Source organism: Sphingopyxis sp. HIX (assembly GCF_001468285.1).
Classification (GTDB): domain Bacteria; phylum Pseudomonadota; class Alphaproteobacteria; order Sphingomonadales; family Sphingomonadaceae; genus Sphingopyxis.
The window spans coordinates 1-19,210 of record NZ_LNSB01000068.1; the positions used below are offsets into that span (position 1 = coordinate 1).

At 69.5% G+C, this 19,210-nt stretch carries 15 protein-coding genes; 7 read left to right on the plus strand and 8 right to left on the minus strand.

Annotation, left to right across the window (positions count from 1 at the left end; all coding sequences use genetic code 11):
- Both ATE62_RS21695 and ATE62_RS21700 read right to left on the minus strand, forming a co-directional pair.
- A partial coding sequence (locus ATE62_RS21695; RefSeq protein ID WP_197412028.1) for a hypothetical protein occupies positions 1–300 on the minus strand: 300 nt, incomplete at its 3' end.
- Complete coding sequence (locus tag ATE62_RS21700) at positions 297–674, minus strand: BlaI/MecI/CopY family transcriptional regulator (protein ID WP_058810692.1); 378 nt, start codon at positions 672–674, stop codon at positions 297–299. The genes ATE62_RS21700 and ATE62_RS21695, both read right to left, overlap by 4 nt.
- A gap of 359 nt (positions 675–1,033) precedes the next feature.
- Between ATE62_RS21700 and ATE62_RS21705 the strand changes: the two genes are divergently transcribed.
- Positions 1,034–3,361 carry a GH92 family glycosyl hydrolase gene (locus ATE62_RS21705; RefSeq protein ID WP_058808418.1) on the plus strand — a complete coding sequence of 776 codons (2,328 nt, stop codon included), beginning with the start codon at positions 1,034–1,036 and terminating at the stop codon, positions 3,359–3,361.
- Positions 3,362–3,371: 10 nt separating this feature from the next.
- A complete protein-coding gene (locus ATE62_RS21710) occupies positions 3,372–4,343 on the plus strand; it encodes a magnesium and cobalt transport protein CorA (protein WP_058808417.1) in 972 nt (323 codons plus the stop codon).
- A gap of 400 nt (positions 4,344–4,743) precedes the next feature.
- Here the strand turns inward: ATE62_RS21710 and ATE62_RS21715 are convergent, their stop codons facing one another.
- Both ATE62_RS21715 and ATE62_RS21720 read right to left on the minus strand, forming a co-directional pair.
- Entirely contained in the window at positions 4,744–5,313 is a 570-nt protein-coding gene (locus ATE62_RS21715; RefSeq protein ID WP_058808416.1) for an SRPBCC family protein, read from the minus strand.
- On the minus strand, positions 5,313–5,960 hold the full coding sequence (locus tag ATE62_RS21720; RefSeq protein WP_058808415.1) for a glutathione S-transferase family protein: 648 nt from the start codon (positions 5,958–5,960) through the stop codon (positions 5,313–5,315). The genes ATE62_RS21715 and ATE62_RS21720 overlap by 1 nt, the downstream gene beginning before the upstream one ends.
- Positions 5,961–6,116: 156 nt before the next feature.
- On the opposite strand from ATE62_RS21720, the gene ATE62_RS21725 reads away from it, so the two are divergent.
- The 5 genes from ATE62_RS21725 to ATE62_RS21745 all read left to right on the plus strand — a co-directional run bounded on the left by ATE62_RS21725 (position 6,117) and on the right by ATE62_RS21745 (position 14,309).
- Complete coding sequence (locus ATE62_RS21725) at positions 6,117–7,769, plus strand: CHASE domain-containing protein (protein WP_231736373.1); 1,653 nt, start codon at positions 6,117–6,119, stop codon at positions 7,767–7,769.
- A complete protein-coding gene (locus tag ATE62_RS21730; RefSeq protein ID WP_058808414.1) occupies positions 7,756–11,367 on the plus strand; it encodes a hydantoinase B/oxoprolinase family protein in 3,612 nt (1,203 codons plus the stop codon). Before ATE62_RS21725 ends, ATE62_RS21730 begins: the two co-directional genes overlap by 14 nt.
- A gap of 337 nt (positions 11,368–11,704) precedes the next feature.
- The gene (locus tag ATE62_RS21735; protein ID WP_058808413.1) at positions 11,705–12,379 is read left to right on the plus strand and encodes a DUF969 domain-containing protein; all 675 of its coding nucleotides are present in this window, start codon (positions 11,705–11,707) and stop codon (positions 12,377–12,379) included.
- Positions 12,376–13,320, plus strand: a complete 945-nt coding sequence (locus ATE62_RS21740; protein ID WP_058808412.1) for a DUF979 domain-containing protein — start codon at positions 12,376–12,378, stop codon at positions 13,318–13,320. The genes ATE62_RS21735 and ATE62_RS21740 overlap by 4 nt, the downstream gene beginning before the upstream one ends.
- Entirely contained in the window at positions 13,317–14,309 is a 993-nt protein-coding gene (locus tag ATE62_RS21745) for a DUF2891 domain-containing protein (protein ID WP_058808411.1), read from the plus strand. Before ATE62_RS21740 ends, ATE62_RS21745 begins: the two co-directional genes overlap by 4 nt.
- Here the strand turns inward: ATE62_RS21745 and ATE62_RS21750 are convergent.
- From ATE62_RS21750 to ATE62_RS21765, 4 genes are read right to left on the minus strand one after another with little or no spacing between them, the layout of a single operon-like run.
- Entirely contained in the window at positions 14,306–15,538 is a 1,233-nt protein-coding gene (locus tag ATE62_RS21750) for a nucleotidyltransferase family protein (RefSeq protein ID WP_058808410.1), read from the minus strand. The two genes, ATE62_RS21745 and ATE62_RS21750, sit on opposite strands and share 4 nt — an antisense overlap.
- Positions 15,535–17,271 (minus strand): ABC transporter ATP-binding protein, encoded by a 1,737-nt coding sequence (locus ATE62_RS21755; protein ID WP_058808409.1) that lies wholly within the window; start codon positions 17,269–17,271, stop codon positions 15,535–15,537. The genes ATE62_RS21750 and ATE62_RS21755 overlap by 4 nt, the downstream gene beginning before the upstream one ends.
- Positions 17,264–17,752, minus strand: coding sequence for a lasso peptide biosynthesis B2 protein (locus ATE62_RS21760; RefSeq protein WP_058818613.1), 489 nt, complete (start codon positions 17,750–17,752; stop codon positions 17,264–17,266). Before ATE62_RS21760 ends, ATE62_RS21755 begins: the two co-directional genes overlap by 8 nt.
- On the minus strand, positions 17,749–18,924 hold the full coding sequence (locus ATE62_RS21765; RefSeq protein ID WP_058818614.1) for a cupin domain-containing protein: 1,176 nt from the start codon (positions 18,922–18,924) through the stop codon (positions 17,749–17,751). Before ATE62_RS21765 ends, ATE62_RS21760 begins: the two co-directional genes overlap by 4 nt.
- Between the last annotated feature and the right edge of the window lie 286 nt (positions 18,925–19,210).

The following is a 19,210-nucleotide window of genomic DNA, read 5'->3' on the forward strand; positions in this document are numbered from 1 at the left end:
GACTGAAGCCGTGGTCGGGGCGGGATCGACCGCCGATCCCCCTGTGTGGGCAACAATGGCGGCGGCGGGCATGGTTTCGGCGAACCAGTGCGCGGGCAGCGGATTCCACGCGGGCAGCATCAGGCTGGCGGCGGGCAGCGCGAGCAGCGCGAGCAGCCCGGCGTGCGCGACCATCGACCGCTCGCCCGCCGAGCGCCGCCGGACGAGCCGCAGCAGCAGCAGCGTGACGCCGGCGATGGCGAAGGATTTCCAGGCGAGGCCCAGCAGCATGTCGGCAGTGATCTGCATGTCCGGCATCATTTCGCTTTCCCTTCGCGTGCATCGGCGATCAGTTTTTCGAGCTCGTCGAGTTCGCTGTTGCTCATCTCGCCCTGCATGCCGAGCAGCGCCGCGGCGGCGCTCGTCGGCGATCCGTTGAAGAAGACGCGCACCACCTGGCTCAGCGCCGATTTGCTCGCCGCCTTCTCAGGCACGCTCGGCGCATAGACGAAGCCGCGGTCGGAGGCTTCGCGGGCGACGAAGCCCTTGCCCTCGAGCCGCTTCAGCATCGCGCGGATCGCCGAGCCCGACAATTCGTCGGCCAGCGCATCGGCGATCTCGGTCACGGTCGAGGCGCCGCGCTCGTAGAGGATATCGACGATCTCGCGTTCCCGCGGCGGCAAACTGGTCAGCATCCGAATCACCTCATGCGCTACATTTGTAGCGTGCTACATTTGTAGCGCCACCTTGGCAAGGGGTTTTATCCAGATAATACACATGGGCGCCGGAGCGCCTTGGCGAAGGCGGGTTCGGGGTGGGGAGCGGACATCTTAATCCTCCCTGCGGCGTAGCCGTGGGGAGGGGGACCGCCGAAGGCGGTGGAGGGGTCGATGCCTGAAACATTGGTTCAAGGCAGCCACCCCTCCACCATGCTTCGCATGGTCCCCCTCCCCATCGCTTCGCGACAGGGAGGATTAGGAACGTCCGCTCCCGCTCGATACCAGCCACCATATTCCCATTGGCGCCCGCCGCACTTCGCGGCACAAGGTCGGCCATGAAACGCCTGTCCTTCGCCGCTGCGCTCGTCGCCGCCGCCTTCGCGATCCCCACTTCTGCCGAAGAGCCCGCGCCCGACGTCCTCACCTACGTCGACCCGATGATCGGCACCGGGCCCGAAGGACACACCTTCCCCGGCGCGACCGCGCCCTTCGGCATGGTCCAGCTGTCGCCCGACACCGACGCGACGTGCCGCATCCGCGACTGCTACGATCACGCCGCGGGCTATTCGTACCACGACACGACGATCCAGGGGTTCAGCCACACGCATTTTTCGGGCGCCGGCCATTCGGACCTCGGCGATTTCCTCGTCATGCCGCAGGTCGGCGCGGTCCAACTCGACCCCGGCGACCCCAGGAAGCCCGGCGCGGGCTACCGCCAGCGCTTCGATCACCAGACCGAAAGCGCCAGCCCCGGCTATTATGCCGTCACCCTCGCGGACAGCGGCATCCGCGCCGAACTCACCGCGGGCGCGCGCGTCGGCGTCCATCGCTATGGCTTCCCCGCGGGGCAGGAGGCGCATCTCCTGCTCGACCTCCGCTCCTCGCTCTACGACTATCCGGGCAAGATCCTCTGGTCGGGGCTCCGCCGCCACGCCGACGGCACGATCACCGGCTTTCGCGAGACGCGCGGCTGGGCGCCGGGGCGCAAGCTCTTCTTCGCGATGCGCTTCTCGGCCCCGCTGACAAACCACGCCTTCCTCGATCGCGACGAGGCGATCCCCTACAAGGGGTTCCAGGGCCCCGGCCACGGCAGCGACGCGCTCGCCGAAAAACTCGGCAAGGCGCTCGAAGCCCGCTTCGACTTCGGCAAACTGACGGCCTCGCTCGAAGTCCGCGTCGCGCTCTCGGGCGTCGACGAAGCCGGCGCCATCGCCAACCTCGACGCCGAAGCGGCCGACTTCGACACCGTCCGCGCGCACACCGAAGCCGCGTGGCGCAAGGCATTGGGTGCGCTCGAGATCGAGGCGCCCGCGCCGATGCGCACCAACCTCTACACCGCGCTCTACCACAGCCTGCTCGCGCCCAGCATATGGAGCGACGTCGACGGCCGCTACCGCGGTCCCGACGACGCGGTGCATGCCGCGAAGGATTTCACCTTCCGCTCGACCTTTTCGCTGTGGGACACCTTCCGCGCGCAGCACCCGCTGCTGACGCTCGTCCAGCCCGAAGTCACCAACAGCGACATCGTCAAATCGCTCGTCGCCAGCCGCCGCCACAGCCCGCATGGCATCCTGCCCGTCTGGCAGTTCCACGGGCGCGAGACCTGGACGATGATCGGCTATCACGCGGTTCCGGTGATCGCCGACGCCTATCTGAAGGGCGTGGGCGATTTCGACGCGAACGCGGCGCTCGACGCGATGGTCGCGAGCGCCGAATATGCGCCTTATGGCGGTCTCGGCGACTATATGAGCCTCGGCTATGTCGCGATCGACCGCGAGCCCGAAGCGGCGTCGAAGACCGTCGAATATGCCTATGACGACTGGACCATCGCGCGCATGGCCGAAAAGATGGGGCGCAAGGACATCGCCGATCGCTTCTACCAGCGCGCCGGATACTGGCGGAACAGCTTCGACGCGAAGACCGGCTGGCTCCGCGCGCGCAAGGCCGACGGCAGCTTCCGCACTCCCTTCGACCCCACCGCGATCAATTACGGCTCGGACTATACCGAGGGCAATGCCTGGCAATATTCATGGTTCGTCCCGCAGGATCAGGCCGCGCTGTTCCGCATGCTCGGCGGCGACGCCAGGGCGATCGCCAAGCTCGACGCGATGTTCGATTACGACAACAGCAAGCTCGACTACAGCCATGCCGAGGATATCGCCGGCCTCATCGGCCAATATATCCACGGCAACGAGCCGAGCCACCATGTCGCCTATCTCTACAATTACGCGGGCGCGCCCTGGCGCACGCAGGAGCGGCTGAAGCAGATCGTCGACAGCCAGTACAAGCCCACCCCCGACGGCCTGTCGGGCAATGACGACCTCGGGCAGATGTCGGCCTGGCTGCTCTTCACCGGCCTCGGCTTCTACCCCGTCGCGCCCGCGTCAAACCAATATGTCATCGGCCGCCCCTTCGTCGAGCGCGCGGTGCTGAACCTGCCCGGCGGCAAAAGCTTCACCGTCGAGACGGTGGGGCTGTCGGACGCCAACCCCTATGTCGGCAAGGTCGAGCTCAACGGCAAGCCGCTCGCCCGCAGCTGGATCGCCGACGCCGAAATCCGCAAGGGCGGCACGCTGCGCTTCACGATGCAGTCGACGCCGAACGCCGATTGGGGCAAGGCGGCGGCGGCCCGGCCCTATTCGATGTCGACCGCGGGGCAATAGGAGCGCACCGATGCCGATCATGGCCGCCCGTCACTATAACCGCGGCAAGCTCGTCCGCGATCTCGGCCCCGACGAGATCATTCCCGAGGATTGCGACGACGGCGATTTCTTCTGGCTCGGGCTCTACGAACCCACCGCCGGCGAGCTCGCGGGCATCGCCAAGCGCTTCGGCCTCCACCCGCTCGCGGTCGAGGACGCGCTCAAGGCGAAGCAATTGCCGAAGGTCGAAGTCTATGGCGACCAGCTCTTCGTCATCGCCGCGACGGGCAACCGCGAAGGCGATACGATCCAGTCGGGCGAGACCGCGATCTTCGTCGGCCGCCATTTCATCGTCACCGTCCGCCACGGCTCGGCGCGCGCGCATACCGAGGTGCGCGCGCGGCTCGAGACGCTGCCCGCGAAGCTGTCGCACGGCCCCGATTATGTCCTCTATGCGATCCTCGATTTCATCGTCGACGGCTATTTCCCGGTGATCGACGCGATCGAGGACCGGCTCCTGCTGCTCGAGGAAAGCGTGATGGACACGCCGCTCGATGCCGAGGAAATCCGCCATCTCTACGGCCGGCGGCACGAGATCATCCGCTTCCAGCGCATCGTCGGGCTGATGAAGGAGGTCGCGTGGCGGCTCGTCCATGCCGAGGACCTGCCGTGGATCGACGACGCGGTGCGCCCCTATTTCCGCGACATCTGGGACCATGTCCAGCGCGCCGAATTCCGCCTCAGCGGCCTCCGCGAAATCACCGCCTCGGTGGTCGAGACCAATTCGCTGCTCGAACAGCAGCGCCAGGGCGTCATCACCCGCCAGCTCGCCGCCTGGGCCGCGATCCTGGCGGTGCCGACGGCGATCGCGGGGATCTACGGGATGAACTTCGACTTCATGCCCGAACTCGGCTGGGACCTGGGGTATCCCTATGCGCTCGGGCTGATCTTCGGCGGCTCGGCGCTGGTCTTCTGGCGCTTCAAGCATATCGGATGGCTTTAGGCTGTCGAGTGACGGCTTTGGGATGGGGAGCGGTCCTTCCTAATCCTCCCTGTCGCCAAGCGATGGGGAGGGGGACCATGCGAAGCATGGTGGAGGGGTGCGTGCAGCCGAGCTCGGCGTATGACCTCCCGCACCCCTCCACCACCCTGCGGGTGGTCCCCCTCCCCACGGCTACGCCGCAGGGAGGATTAGGATGTCCGCCAACGCCCGAAGCCGCCGTCACCCATCCCCTAACGGCACCCATTTCCCCTTCGTCCGGCTGGTCAGATGAAAACGCCCGCACCGCTCGCAGCGATACGCCCGCAGCACGAGCCCGCTCGCCCGCGCCGCATCCATAGCTTCCTCGAAACTCGCATAGCGCACCTTGCGCGCGCAGATGCTCGCCCGCGTGCGCACGACCTCAGCGCCGCAGCGCCGCCCAGTCGATCGGCCCGGTCGCGAAGCGCTGGCGCAAATTGCCGAGCGCCATCGCGTTGCCGCCCTCGAAAAAGCCGACCAGCGCCCGCCCGCCGTCGCTGCCGGGATAGCCGCGCGAGGTCAGCCGCACGCGCGTCTGTTTTCCCGCCGCCTCGATCTCGAAGACGCTCGTCACCTTCTGATATTCGTCCCAATGCGGAAAGCCCGCGGGCGCCTTGACCGTCCGGAACACCAGGCTCTTGCCCGCCACGCGCGCGCCGAAGCGCTGCTGGATCGTGTCGGGTCCGCCCGGCTTCGCCGCGGGATCGTAGCTGCTTTCGATCAGGTCGGGGTCGCCGCCGACGACCCGCGCGACGGGCACCGCCCAGCCCATCCAGCCCTCGGCGGTCGAAATTGCCGCCCATACCTCGTCCGGGCTCGCATCGACGAGCACCTCGTGCTTCATCGTCGTCGTCGCGTCGGCCTCGACCGTCTTGGTCACGACCACCTTGTCGGCCTGCGCCGCGGCCGGCACCGCGATCGACAGCGCCGCAGCCAGTACCCAGGTGCGCATCAGGCGAGCACCTTCGCCATCATCCGTTCTTCCTTTTCGACCCACGGCGCAAAGCTCGGCCGCGCGAGGATCGCCGCGCTCCATGCCGCGACCTTCGGATGCGTCGCCGCGTCGACGCAGGCGCCGCAATGCTTGAAATTCATCAGCGGCGACGCGACCGCCAGGTCGGCGAGCGTGATGCGGTCGCCGACGAGGAAGCCCGACGCGGGGATCGCGCTTTCGAGATAAGCGAGCAATTTGGGCAACTCCTCGCTCTCGGCGAGCGCCGCGGCGGCGAGGTCGCCCTCGCGCCCCAGGAATTTCGGCGCGACGATGCGGTTGAAGAACATCTTGCCGCTGCACGCGGCGAACACCGTGTCGCCGAACTCTTCCCACCAGATCACACGCCCGCGTTGCTGCGGGTCGGCGGGGATCAGCTCGGGCGCGGGATGCTTTGCCTCCAGATACTGGATGATCGCGCTCGAATCGGCGAGCATGAAGCCGTCGTCGTTCATCGCGGGCATCTTGCCCAGCGGCGAGGCGGCCTGAAACCCGGGATCGGGGTCGCCGATGCCGACGCCTTTCAGCTCGAAATCGAGCCCCTTCTCGCCCAGATAGGCGAGCAGCTTGCGCACGAAAGGCGATACCAGCGAACCATAGACGATCATATCCCGCTCCCATCTGTTGCGGCGCCACAATGCGACAGCCCGCGGCGGACCGCAAGGCGCCAACGGCCTGATATATAGCGCTTGCCATGCCTGTCGCCGCATGTGACAGTCGTGTCACGAGGGGCGCCATCCACGGCCGTTGCACCGCAGGAATAGATGATGTTGGGCTCCGCTTGGGCAGATCGGCTGATGGCGCTCTCGGTGCGCGTGATCGGCTTCGTGATTGTCCTCGCTGCCCTCGCCGGCGCGGCGGGCAGCTTCTTCTACAATCAGTCGCAGGAGGCCGATCAGGCCGCGCGCATCGCGCTGCAGATGAACACGCGGCTGCGCGACCATGTCGGCGTGCTCGAAGGCGTGCGCGCGATGTACCAGTCGGACACCGCCGCGAGCGGCCCCGGCATCCGCGCCTATCTCACCGCGCTGCGCCCGCAGGAAAATGCCCCGGGCATGGAAGGCGTCGGCATCGCCGCCGCGATGCGCCGCGACGACCCGGCGACCGCCGAGGCGCAGCTGCGCGCCAATTACGGCCGCGACATCAAGATATGGCCCGCCACCAGCAGCCAGAAGGTCGGCTTCGCGGTCGTGCTCGTCGAACCCTACACCCCGCGCCGCAACGTCGCGCTCGGCTTCGACATGTATAGCGAAAAGACGCGGCGCGAGGCAATGCGCCGCGCCTGGCAGACCGGCCGCCCTGCCGCGAGCGGCATCGTCCATCTCGCGCAGGAACGCGCCGCCAGCGTCAAGCAGCCCGGTTTCCTCATTTACATCCCGGTTTACGCCCGCCGCGCGATCGAGGCACCGATGCTGCCGCCGGGCGGCCCGCCGTCGGAGGCCGACGCCCCGGTCATCGCGACGCTGCCCGGCCAGCGTCCGGTCGAGGCTTTCATCTACGCTCCCTTCCGCACCGACGACATGATGCGCGCGATCCTCGGCGAGCAATTGAATTCGATCGACGGGGTCGAGGTGCGCGCGGGCGAGGGGCCGTCGGCGCCGCTCGTCTTCCGCCATGGCACGCTCGGCTGGGACGCGCATGAGCAGAAGCTCCGCGTCGCCGACCGCGAATGGACGATCCGCATCTCCTATGGCCGCTTCCTCGACCGCCTCGGCCGCCCGCTGGGTATCTTCCTCTTCGGCGTCGCGCTCGCCTTGCTCGCGATGCAGATCCACCGCCTCCAGCACCGCCGCCTCGACGTCGCGCAGGCGCTCGCCGACGAACAGAAGCGCCACGCCGAGGACCGCGAGCTGATGATCGGCGAGATGGCGCACCGCATGAAAAACGCCTTCGCGCGCATCGGCGCGCTTGCGCGCATCACGATCCGCGAGTCCGCGGACCTTCAGGAATTCGAAGCGAAATTCGATGGCCGCATGCGCGCGCTGTCCGACGCCAAGCAGATGCTGGTCACCGGCGCGGTCGATATCTTCGACCTCGGCAAGATCGTCCGCCGCGAGCTCGACCTCGCCGGGCGAGGCTCCGACGATATCACCGGCCCCGATGTGCGTCTCGACGACGAGGCGGCGCAGGCGCTCTCGCTCGCGCTTCACGAATTCGTCACCAACAGCATCAAATATGGCGCGCTCGCGGGCAAGGGCGAGCTCGCGGTCGGCTGGCGCCGCGTCGAGGGCGACATCGAACTCAGCTGGATCGAGAGCAATCTGCCCGAGACGCCGCGGATCGACGGCGAAAGCTTCGGTACCCAGTTCATCCGCACATTGATCGAGCGCCAGCTCAAGGGCAGCTGGTCGCGCGCCGCGACCGACCACGGCCTCGCCATCACCATCCGCTGGCCCGATCGCGATGTCGGCGCCTGACGACACCCGCTGGCAAATCTGGATCGACCGCGGCGGCACCTTCACCGATGTCGTGGCGCGGGCGCCTGATGGCCAAGTCGTCACAACCAAATATCTCAGCGAAGACCCCGCGCGCCCCGGCGACGCCGCGGTCAACGCGATCCGCGATTTGACCGGGGCGGGTGCAGGGGAGCTCCCGCCGCTCGCGATCCGCATGGGCTCGACCGTCGCGACCAACGCGCTGCTCGAACGCAAGGGCGAGCCGACATTGCTCGCGATCACACGCGGGTTCGGCGACGCGCTGACCATCGGCTATCAGGACCGCCCCGAGCTCTTCGCGCGCAAACTCGACCGCATTCCTCCGCCGCATGCGGAGGTCGCCGAGATCGTCGAGCGTATCGGTCCCGACGGCGAGCTGCTGGTTCCGCTCGACGAGGCGCAGGCGCGTGCCGCGCTGCAATCCGCGCGCGACCAAGGCCTGACCAGCATCGCGATCGTGCTGATGCACGGCTACCGCTACCCCGATCACGAACGCCGCCTCGCCGCCATCGCGCACGAACTCGGCTTCACGCAAATCTCGACCAGCCACGACGTCAGCGCGCTGATCAAGCTCGTCGGCCGCGGCGATACGACGCTCGCCGACGCCTATCTCTCGCCGGTGCTGCGCCATTATGTCGACCAGTTCGTCGGCCAACTCGGGGACGACATCGATCCGCAGTTCATGAAAAGCTCGGGCGGGCTCGCATCCGCATCGGCTTTCCACGGCCGCGACGCGATCCTCTCGGGGCCCGCGGGCGGCATCGTCGGCATGGTCGGCAGCGCCGCACCGCTCGGCAAGTCCCGCCTCATCGGCTTCGACATGGGCGGCACCTCGACCGACGTCAGCCATTATGCCGGGCGGCTCGAACGCGATAACGAGACCATCGTCGCGGGCACGCGCATCCGCGCCCCGATGCTGCGCATCCACACCGTGGCGGCGGGCGGCGGCTCGATCTGCCGCTGGGACGGCGCGCGCCTCCTCGTCGGCCCCGAAAGCGCCGGCGCCAACCCCGGCCCCGCCGCCTATGGCCGCGGCGGGCCCTTGACGGTCACCGACTGCAACGTCCTGCTCGGCAAGATCCAGCCGGGTCACTTCCCGAAGCTCTTCGGCCCGAACGGCGACCAGCCGCTCGACCGCGCCGTGGTGGTGGAAAAATTCGCCGCGATGGCCGCCGACGTCGGCAACATCACCCCCGAAGCGCTCGCCGAGGGCCTGCTCGCCATCGCGGTCCAGCAAATGGCAAACGCGATCAAGCGCATCACCATCGCGCGCGGCCACGACCTGACGCAGGGGTACAGCCTCGTCGGTTTCGGCGGCGCCGCAGGCCAGCATGTCTGCCTCGTCGCCGACGCGCTCGGCGTCGATGAAATCCTGCTTCACCCGCTCGCCGGGGTGCTCTCGGCCTATGGCATGGGCCTCGCCAAACCCTCGGCGATCCGCGAGCGCACGCTGGCGCTGAAACTCGACGAGAATTGCGCGACCGCACTCGCGGCCGCCGAAACCGAACTGTCCGAGCAGGCCCGAACCGACCTCGCCGCCGGCGCGCAAACGACCCACGAGACCCTGCTCTTCGTCCGCCTCGCCGACAGCGACAATGCGATCGAACTCCCGCTCGCGCCGCCCGCCGATGTCGCCAGGGCCTTCGCCGCCGCCTTCCGCCGGCGCTTCGGCTATGCCCCGCATGCCAATCTGGTGGTCGACCGCATCCGCGTCGAACTGACCGAGGCGGGCGAAGCGATCGCGACGCTGCCCCCACCGACAGCCACCGAAGCGGCGGCGCCCAAGACCGTCACCGCCTGGCTCGCCGGGACGCCATACGACGTCCCGCTCCACCAGCGCAGCGCCCTCGCCCCCGGCCGAGACATCGCTGGCCCCGCGATCATCATTGACGCGCTCTCGACGACGGTGGTCGAACCCGGCTGGCGCGCCGAGGTGCAGCACGAAGGCACCCTGCTCCTCGCCCGCGCCCGCGCCACCGCGACGCACGCCGCCGCATCCGACGACCTCGCCGCCCCCGACCCCATCCGCCTCGAAATATTCAACAGCCTGTTCATGGCGATCGCCGAAGAAATGGGCGGCGCGCTCCAGCACAGCGCCTCGTCGATCAACATCCGCGAGCGGCTCGATTTTTCCTGCGCGCTCTTCGACGGCCGCGGCAGCCTCGTCGCCAACGCCCCGCACATGCCCGTCCACCTGGGCTCGATGGGCGAAAGCGTGCGCACGATCCTGCGCCAACGCACGGGCGACGGGCGCGGCATACGCAGAGGCGACGCCTACGCGCTCAACGCGCCTTACGATGGCGGCACCCACCTGCCCGACATCACCGTCATCATGCCGGTATTCGTGGCCAAAGAAGACGAGGAGGGCGACGCCCCCGACTTCTTCGTCGCGGCGCGCGGCCACCACGCCGACCTCGGCGGCATCGCCCCCGGATCGATGCCCCCCGACAGCCGCAGCATCGCCGACGAAGGCATCCTCTTCGACAATGTCCTGATCGTCGACGACGGAAACTTCCTCGACGCCGATGTGCACGCGCACCTCACCGCCGGCGACTGGCCCGCGCGCAACCCCGCGCTCAACATCGCCGACTTGAAGGCGCAGGTCGCCGCCTGCCAGCGCGGCGCGAGCGCGCTCGCCGACCTCAGCGCGACGCACGGCGTCCAGACCGTCGCCGCCTATATGGCGCACGGCCAGCGCCAGGCCGAAGCCGCGGTGCGCCAGCTCATCGCCCGCCTCGACAACGGCAAGTTCCGTTACGCGATGGACAATGGCGCCGAGGTCGCGGTCGCGATGAAGGTCGACCGCGCCGCCCGCCACGTCACCATCGACTTCACCGGTTCATCGCCGACGCTGCCCGACAATTTCAATGCCCCCGCCCCCGTCGTCCGCGCCGCGGTGCTCTATGTCCTGCGCACGATGCTCGACGATCCGATCCCGATGAACGAAGGCTGCCTCGCCCCCGTCACGCTGGTCGTTCCCGATAATTCGATGCTGTCCCCGACCTTTCCCGCCGCGGTCGTCGCGGGCAATGTCGAGACGAGCCAGGTGATCACCGACGCGCTGTTCGCCGCCTTCGGCGCGATGGCCGGCGCGCAGGGGACGATGAACAATTTCACCTTCGGCAATGACGCGCACCAATATTATGAGACGATCGCCGGCGGCTCGGGTGCGGGTCCCGGCTTCGCAGGCACCAGTGTGATCCAGACGCATATGACCAACAGCCGCATGACCGATCCCGAAGTGATGGAGACGCGCTTCCCGGTCATCGTCGAGGAATTTTCGATCCGCAAAGACTCGGGCGGCGCGGGCCGCTGGCAAGGCGGCGACGGCGCCACCCGCCGCATCCGCTTCCGCGAAGCCATGAGCGCGAACATCCTCGCCAACCGCCGCCAGATCGCCCCCGCGGGGCTCGCGGGCGGCACCGACGCCGCGCCCGGCCGCAACTGGGTCGAACGCGCCGACGGCTCGGTCGAGATGCTGGGGGCGACCGGCAGCGCGAACCTCGAAGCAGGCGACGCCTTCGTGATCGAAACGCCCGGCGGCGGGGGCTATGGCACGGCAGGGAGCGCGGGCGAATGAAAAGGGTTCACGCGGATACGCAGAGACGCGGAGAATCTGGTCCGCGCAGAGGCGCAGAGGTCGCAGAGATTTTGTTCGCGCAAAGACGCAAAGACACCAAGAAGACTGTTCGGGCCGCCAGGCCCCATATTCTTTTGACGGCGCGTTTCGGCGCGAGGTCGAAGGATAAGGCCGCTTCGCGGCATACACCCCTTCATCGTGTCTTTGCGCCTTTGCGCGAAACCCTTTTCCCTCTGCGTCCTCTGCGCCTCGGCGCGAATCCTCTCTTTTTCTTTCTCCGCGTCTCCGCGCCTCCGCGTGAACCCCATTCAAAACCCACCGCGCAGGCGCATCCCTGATGCTCGTCCTGATCGGCATCCTCATCATCATCGCGGGCTTCCTGCTCCGCTTCAATCCTTTGCTCGTGATCATGGCCTCGGCGCTCGCCACCGGGCTCGCCGCGGGGCTCGATATCGCCGCGATCATCGCCGCCTTCGGCAAGGCGTTCAACGACACGCGCTACGTCTCGATCATCTGGATCGTGCTCCCCGTGATCGGCCTGCTCGAAGCCTATGGGCTGCAACAACACGCCCGCAACATCATCGGCCGGATGAAGGGCGCGACGCTCGGCCGCCTGCTCACCGGCTATCTTTTCCTGCGCCAGGCCTTCGCCGCGGTCGGCCTCACCTCGGTCGCGGGGCATGCCCAGACCGTCCGCCCGCTCGTCGCGCCGATGGCTGAGGCCGCCGCCGAGGCTCAGAAACCGGCGCTCACCGACGACGAGCGCGAGGAAGTAAAGGCCTATGCCGCCGCGACCGACAATGTCGGGGTCTTTTTCGGCGAGGATATCTTCCTCGCCTTCGGGTCGATCCTGCTGATGCGCGGCATCCTCGAAGGCTATGGTTACGACATCGAGCCGCTCCACCTCTCGCTCTGGGCGATCCCGACCGCGATCGCCGCCTTCCTGATCCACGGCTTCCGCCTCCGGCGCCTCGACAAAAGAATCCGCCCGGCCGGGGAGCGCCGCGCATGATCAGCCTCGGCCATGTCTATCTGCTCGCGGGCATCGTCTTCGCGCTCTTCGCGCTGCTCGGCCTCTACGACCGCAGCAATCCGAAACGCTTCGGCAACGCCGCTTTCTGGGGCCTCGTCGCAACCGCGATGATCGCGGGCGACTATCTCGGCGATTTCGGCAACGGGCTGCTCGTCCTCGCGCTCGTCGCCATCGCCGGCACTGGCCAGATCGGCCGCGCGCCGGGCGGCGAAATTCCCGTCGAGGTCCAGGCCGAACGCGCGGCGAAATATGGCAACTTCCTGCTCCTCGTCGCGCTGATCATCCCCGCGGTCGCCCTCATCGGCACCTTTCTCTTCAAGGAAATCCCCGGCCTCGCCGACCCGAAGCAGGCGACGCTCATCTCGCTCGCCTTCGGCGTGCTGATCGCGCTTGGCGTCGGCATGGCGCGGCTGAAGCCGCCCGCGCTGCTCCCGCTGCAACAGGGCGGCCGCCTGCTCGATTCGGTCGGCTGGGCGGCGATCCTGCCGCAGATGCTCGCCAGCCTCGGCGCGGTCTTCGCGCTCGCCGGGGTCGGCGACGTGGTGGGCGGCCTGATCGGCACCGCGATCCCGCAGGGCAGCCTGTTCGGCGCGGTGCTCGCCTTCGGGCTCGGCATGGCGCTGTTCACCATGGTGATGGGCAACGCCTTCGCCGCCTTCCCGGTGATGCTCGCCGCGGTCGGCATGCCGCTGCTGATCAAGCAGCACGGCGGCGATCCCGCGGTGGTCGCGGCGATCGGCATGCTCGCGGGCTTCTGCGGCACGCTGATGACCCCGATGGCGGCCAACTTCAACCTCGTCCCGGCGGCGCTGCTCGAGCTCAAAAACCCCTATGGCGTGATCAAGGCGCAGATCGGCACCGCGGTGCCTTTGCTGGCGGTGAACATCGTCTTCATCTACGTCTTCGCCTTCAAGCTATGACCCGGCTCACCCCCGACCACGCGACCTGCTTCACGACCGCCACGCTGGCGCATCTCGGCCGCGAATATCCGTTCAAGATGGACCTCGTCCTCGTCGGCCCCGAGGATGCGAAGCCGCCGCGCGATCATCATCCGATCTTCCACGGCAGCTTCGACTGGCACAGCTGCGTCCATGGCTGGTGGCAGATATTGCGCCTCGCGCGCCGCTTCCCGGACCTTCCTATCAGCACCGACATCCGCGCCCGCGCCGCCGCCATGCTGGTGCCCGACAAGGTCGCGGGCGAACTCGCCTTCCTCTCGCGCGCTTACTCGGCCGCCTTCGAGCGCCCCTATGGCTGGGCCTGGCTGCTCGCGCTCCACGCCGAGGCCGAGCAGCACGACGCCCCCTGGGCGGCCGCGCTCGAACCGCTGGCCCTCGCCTTCGCCGCGCGCTTCCACGCCTTCCTGCCCAAGCTCACCTATCCGCTGCGCGTCGGCACCCATTTCAACATCGCCTTCGCGCTGCTCTTCGCGCGCCACTGGGCCGAGGACCGCGACCCCACCCTCGTCGCCCTGATCGACACCCGCGCGCAAGACTGGTTCGCCGACGACCGCGACTGCCAGGCGTGGGAGCCCGGCGGCGACGAATTCCTCTCCTCGGCGCTCAGCGAGGCACATCTGATGACCGCCGTCCTCGGCACCGACTTCACCCGCTGGTTCGATGCCTTCCTCCCCCGCGCCGCGCAGAAGCAGCCCGCCACCCTCTTCACCCCCGCGACCGTGTCCGACCGCAGCGACGGCAAGATCGCGCATCTCGACGGCCTGAACCTCAGCCGCGCCTGGAACTGGCGCGCCATCGCGTCGGCGCTCGGCCCCGCGCACCCCGTCGCCCAAGTCGCGGAAACCGCCGCCCAGCGCCACCTCGCCGCCGCGCTCCCACACGTCACCGGCGACTATATGGGCGAGCATTGGCTCGCGAGCTTCGCCTTGCTCGCGCTCGACGGGCTTTAGCCGCCCATACCCAGCCAGGCGCGCATCGCGCGCGCATCGGCGACCTCGGCATCGAGCGCGCTGTCGCCGCGCTGCCGCACCCAGCGCCAGCCATGATCCACCATCCGCGCCGGATAGGCGGGCCACACGCGCCAGCTGCCCACCGGCACCCCGGCATAATGCGCGACGATATGCCGCGGCGGGAACAGCCGCGTCAGCGCCAGCGCCAGCTTGCCGCGCCGCCGCCCGGTCTCGGCCATGCGCGTCGCAAAGCCGCGCTCGGCGCGCCGTCCGGCATCCTGCAGCAGCAGCGCTTCGGCCGCTGCGATCAACCGCGCGGGCGCCGCCGCGGTCGCGGGATCGCCGGTGTCGCGCGTGCCCATATATTTGCCGACCAGCGCGAACAGCAGCCGCGCCCCGCCCGCGCGGCCCGCCGCCTCGGCCTCGGCCCAGAAGCGCGGCCAGTCGATCACCGCACTGTCGATCGCGCGCGCGAGGTCGCTCAGCACCTGCGGCCCGGTGTCGAAGGGCTGGCGCCCATAGGCCGCATGCACGACGAGGTGCAGCAACATGTCGGTGGGATCGAGATAGGCGATTTCGGCGGGGCCCAGCGGCGCGCGCACGCGCCGCGCGAGCAGCCCCCCGGTCGTCGCCGCCACCGCACCCCGATCCTCGCCCTCCACCGGGTTCGACAGCCGCCAGTGCAGCTCGAACGCGATCTTCTGCGGCCCCCAGTGCAGCGGCGGCAGATGCTTGTGGTGGGCGAGCGCATAGTCGATCGGCGTGTGCGACACCGGCCCCGGCACCGCCCCCGCGGCCGCCATCGCCGCGTGCAGCCGCAGCGCATCGGCCTCGCTCAGCAGCAGGTCGACGTCGCGCATCGGGCGCAGCGCGGGGTTGGGATAGGCGTGCCACGCGAGCCACGCCCCCTTGAGCGCGGCATAGGCCAGCCCGTCGCGGTCGGCGAGCGCCGCCACCGCGATCATCGCCTGCTGCACCGCCAGCGACCGCTCGCTCGCCGCGCGCCACGCCCGCGCCCAGCGCGCGCGCAGCGCCTCGGGCACCGGCCAGTCGGCGCCTCGGCCCGACAACTGGTGGTGCAGCAGCGGCGCCAGCCGATATTGTTTCGCCATGTCGCCGATGATGTCCCACTCGGCCTCGGACAGCGCCGCGAGCGCCGCGCGGTCGGCCAAGCGCACCTCGGCGAGCATGTCGAGCAGCAGCCCCGCCAGCGCCGCCCGCACCGTCATTCGGCAGCCTCGGCCCGATGCACGATCCGCCCCTCCTCGATCCGCACCAGCTGGTCGGCGAGGTCGAGCATCGTCTGGCGGTGCCCGATGATCACCAGCGTTACCTGCCCGTGCAGCCCCGCGATCGCGCGCCGGATCGCCGCCTCGTTCGCGGGGTCGAGCGCGCTCGTCGCCTCGTCGAGCACGAGCAGCTCGGGCGACAGCAGCAGCGCGCGCGCGAGCGCGATGCGCTGGCGCTCGCCGCCCGACAATTGCTGGCCGCGGTCGCCGACCGGCGTGTCGAGTCCCCGCGGCAGCGCAAAGACGAAATCGGCCGAAGCCTGTTCGAGCGCGGTACGCAGCGCGGCCTCGTCCGCGTCGGGCGCGGCCCACAGCAGATTGTCGCGGATGCTGCCGCCAAGGAGGAACGGCTGCTGCTGGACATAGGCGACCGAGCGCCGCCACAATTGCCGCGTCGCGCCCGCGATGACGTCATCGTCGACGCGCATCTCGCCCACGTCGGGCGACAGCAGTCCCATCAGGATATCGGCGAGGCTGCTCTTGCCCGCCCCCGACGCCCCGACGATCGCGGTCGTCGTCCGCGCCGGCAGGACGAGGTCGATATCGTGCAGCGCCGCACCCTCGCGTCCCGCATAGGTGAAGCCGACGCCCGAAAGCGTCACCGCGCGCGCCAGGGCCAGCGGTACCGCGTCCGCTGGCGCGGGCATCTCGGCCGCCGCCTCGGTCTCGCGCCGCAGCGCCTCGCTCTCGGCCATCGCCGCCGCCGAATGCAGCCAGCTGTGCCAGCTCTGCTGCATCACCCCCAGCATCGGCACCAGCCGTGCGAAGACGAGCAGGATCGGCAGCAGCGCCGCGAGCGGCAGCCCCAGCACCGCGAGCCCGACATAGACGAGCGCCGCCAGCAGCGCGCCGCCGCCGAGCTGCAGCGCCGTCCGCCCGTGGCTCGCGCTCGCCGCATGATCGACCTGCCGCGTCCGCAGCGACCGCAGCACCTCGGCAAAGCGCGCGCGCTGCCGCGCCTCGCCGCCCAGCATCTTGGTAATCCGCACCCCGTCGAAGCCCTCGGCGACCTCGGCCTGCAGCGCCTTGTTCGCGCCGCTCAGCGCGCGCCCCAGCTGCACCGCGTGGCGGCGGTGTCCGGCAAAGCCGAACAGGATCAGCGCGCCGCCCAATGTGGCGACCAGCGCAACCTGCCACGACAGGAGATAGGCGGCGACCAGATAGGCGGCGACGGTGAACGACGTGGCGGCCAGCGTCAGCAACTGCTGGAACGCGCCGCCGATGCGGCCGATGTCGGTGATCAGCAGGCTCGCATGGTCCGACGCGCGCCGGCTCGCCAGCCAGCGCCATTCGGCCGACACCAGCCCCGCAAAGATCGCCTCGCGCATGCGGTCGACCATGCGATGCTGCAGCTCGAGCGCCTTCATCGTCTGCACATGCTTGACCCACGCACGGACGATCAGCAGCGCGAGGAAGATCAGCACGACCTGCCCCAGCGTCACCCCGCCCGCGATGCCGCCGAGCAGCTCGCCGAGCCGCCCCGGCACCGCCGCGCCGGTGCCCCCCGCATCGACCAGCGCCAGCATCGGCACCAGCATCATGATGCCGACCCCCTCGGTCAGCGCCGCGGCGATCATCAGCAGCAAGACGGCGACCAGCCGCCCGCGGTCCGCCGTCGCCAGCATCGCCCGGACCAGCGCCACGGGCTCGACGCGGAGCGCGGGCTCAGACAAAGGCCGCGACCTCGACCAGCGCCGGATCGACGGGATAACCGGTGATCCTTTGCCCCGACGCCTCGAGCCAGGCATGCGCGGGCGGCGTATCGGGATCGGCCTCTACCGCCGCCTTATGGTCGCGCCACACGCCGAGGTGCAGCGTCGCGGCGATCCCGCGCCGCTTCAGCATCGCGCGCGCCGCCATCGCCTGCGGCAGGCATACCGTCTCGACCGGCAGCCGCCCGACCGCGAAGCGTACCGCCCAACTCACCAGCGTCGCGCGGTCGTCGGGGCGATCGCGCGGCGTGGGCGGCGGCAGCGCCGCGGGCGACACCGGCGTCCCCAGCCAGCGCGCGACGCGCCGGAACGGCAGCAGCGCCACCGCGATCCGCGCCGCGAGCAGCAGCAGGCTCGCCTCGGCGACGAGCAGCACGCGGCGCCCGCCGAGCCGCCGCGCGCTCGCGAGCTTGCGCCGCGCGAGGGCGATCCGGCCCGTCATGCGTCCAGGTCGACGAAGATCGCACCCGCCGCGGCGAGCCGCACGACGGCGGCGGCGAGCTCGCGCCGCGCCGCCGCGTCCAGCCCGTCGGCGAGCGCCGCAAAGCGCATGTCGCTGCCGCTCGACAGCCGCCCCAGCACCGCGCCCACCGCTTCGCTACACGTCTGGAAACGCTCGCCGACCCACAGCCCGAAACCGCCGCTCGCGGGGTCGTGCACCGGCGCCAGCGCGCGTGCGCTCGCCAGCCGCAGCCGGCTGTCGTCGGTCAGCCGCGGCAGCGTGCCCGTCGCGAATTCGGGCAGGGCGAAGCGCGGCCGCGCGACGCGCTCGGCCTGCTGCGCGGCCAGGAAATCCGCGGGCGGATGCGCCGCGTGCAGCGTCTGCATCGCCGCGCCCAGTTCGCGCCAATATTCGGTGGTCGCCGCCTCGCCTGCCGCAACCGGCCAGTCGGCGCGGAACAGCGGGTCGGCCAGCGCCTTGCCGACCAGCCAGCGCAGATAATCCTGCCCCGACGGCGGCGCCAGCGCGACGGTCAGGTGCAGGCTCGGCTCCTCGACCGGGGTCGCGACATGCCACCAACCGCGCGGGATATAGAGGATCGCGCCTTCCTCGAGGATGCCGTCGAACACCGGCACATCGTCCTTCGGCAGCGGCGGCGCCTCCTCGCCGCGCGTCGCGAAATCGCGCGTCGGGCGATGCACGCGCCAATGCTTGCGTCCCGCGACCTGCAGGATGAAGACATCGTGCCGGTCCCAATGCAGGTCGAAGCCGTTGTCGGCGCGCCACCCGGCATAGAGGTTGATGTTGCAGCGCGCGCCCAGCTCTTCGCCCAGCCGGTCGGCGAGCACGCCGATGCGCGGCACCATCTCGTCGACGAAGCTCAGTACCAAAGTCGCGCCCTGCGCCAGCTGCGCGGTCACCGCGCCCGCGTTGATCCGCCGGTTGTTGCCCGAGGCATGGACGAAGCGCTCGGTGGCGACATTCTTGCCGCCCTTGACCAGGATCAGCCGCGGCGGCTCCAGCCGCTGCGTCGTCAGGACATGGTTGATCTCGTCCCAGCCGATCAGCGCGGCAAAGCGCCCCGCCTGCCCCGGCCAGGCGTGAAAGGCACGGTTCCAATATTGCGCCAGGAAATCGGGGGCCGACAGCGGCGCGACCAGGTCGGCCAGCACTGGCGTCTCCGCTTCGCGGCCTAATCGCCCCTGGTCCCGCTCCGCCACGCGCCTCTCCCCCGGGGCGAACACCGCCCCGCCCCCGTCTTAGCCAGCGCCGCGCGGGGGTTCAATGCGTGTGGGATGTGGGAGCGGTGTCGGCTTTGGGGTGGGGAGCGGACATCATAATCCTCCCTGTCGCGAAGCGATGGGGAGGGGGACCATGCGAAGCATGGTGGAGGGGTGCGTGCAGCCGAGCTCGGCGTATGAGCTCCCGCACCCCTCCACCACCCTGCGGGTGGTACCC

What these genes read in the sequence shown, in the direction of transcription:
- ATE62_RS21740 (WP_058808412.1), top strand. Translation starts at nt 12,376, where the DNA reads ATGATCAGCCTCGGCCATGTCTATCTGCTCGCGGGCATCGTCTTCGCG.
- ATE62_RS21735 (WP_058808413.1), top strand. Translation starts at nt 11,705, where the DNA reads ATGCTCGTCCTGATCGGCATCCTCATCATCATCGCGGGCTTCCTGCTC.
- ATE62_RS21745 (WP_058808411.1), top strand. Translation starts at nt 13,317, where the DNA reads ATGACCCGGCTCACCCCCGACCACGCGACCTGCTTCACGACCGCCACG.
- ATE62_RS21705 (WP_058808418.1), top strand. Translation starts at nt 1,034, where the DNA reads ATGAAACGCCTGTCCTTCGCCGCTGCGCTCGTCGCCGCCGCCTTCGCG.
- ATE62_RS21760 (WP_058818613.1), bottom strand. Translation starts at nt 17,752, where the DNA reads ATGACGGGCCGGATCGCCCTCGCGCGGCGCAAGCTCGCGAGCGCGCGG.
- ATE62_RS21715 (WP_058808416.1), bottom strand. Translation starts at nt 5,313, where the DNA reads ATGCGCACCTGGGTACTGGCTGCGGCGCTGTCGATCGCGGTGCCGGCC.
- ATE62_RS21730 (WP_058808414.1), top strand. Translation starts at nt 7,756, where the DNA reads ATGTCGGCGCCTGACGACACCCGCTGGCAAATCTGGATCGACCGCGGC.
- ATE62_RS21710 (WP_058808417.1), top strand. Translation starts at nt 3,372, where the DNA reads ATGCCGATCATGGCCGCCCGTCACTATAACCGCGGCAAGCTCGTCCGC.
- ATE62_RS21725 (WP_231736373.1), top strand. Translation starts at nt 6,117, where the DNA reads ATGATGTTGGGCTCCGCTTGGGCAGATCGGCTGATGGCGCTCTCGGTG.
- ATE62_RS21700 (WP_058810692.1), bottom strand. Translation starts at nt 674, where the DNA reads ATGCTGACCAGTTTGCCGCCGCGGGAACGCGAGATCGTCGATATCCTC.
- ATE62_RS21720 (WP_058808415.1), bottom strand. Translation starts at nt 5,960, where the DNA reads ATGATCGTCTATGGTTCGCTGGTATCGCCTTTCGTGCGCAAGCTGCTC.
- ATE62_RS21750 (WP_058808410.1), bottom strand. Translation starts at nt 15,538, where the DNA reads ATGACGGTGCGGGCGGCGCTGGCGGGGCTGCTGCTCGACATGCTCGCC.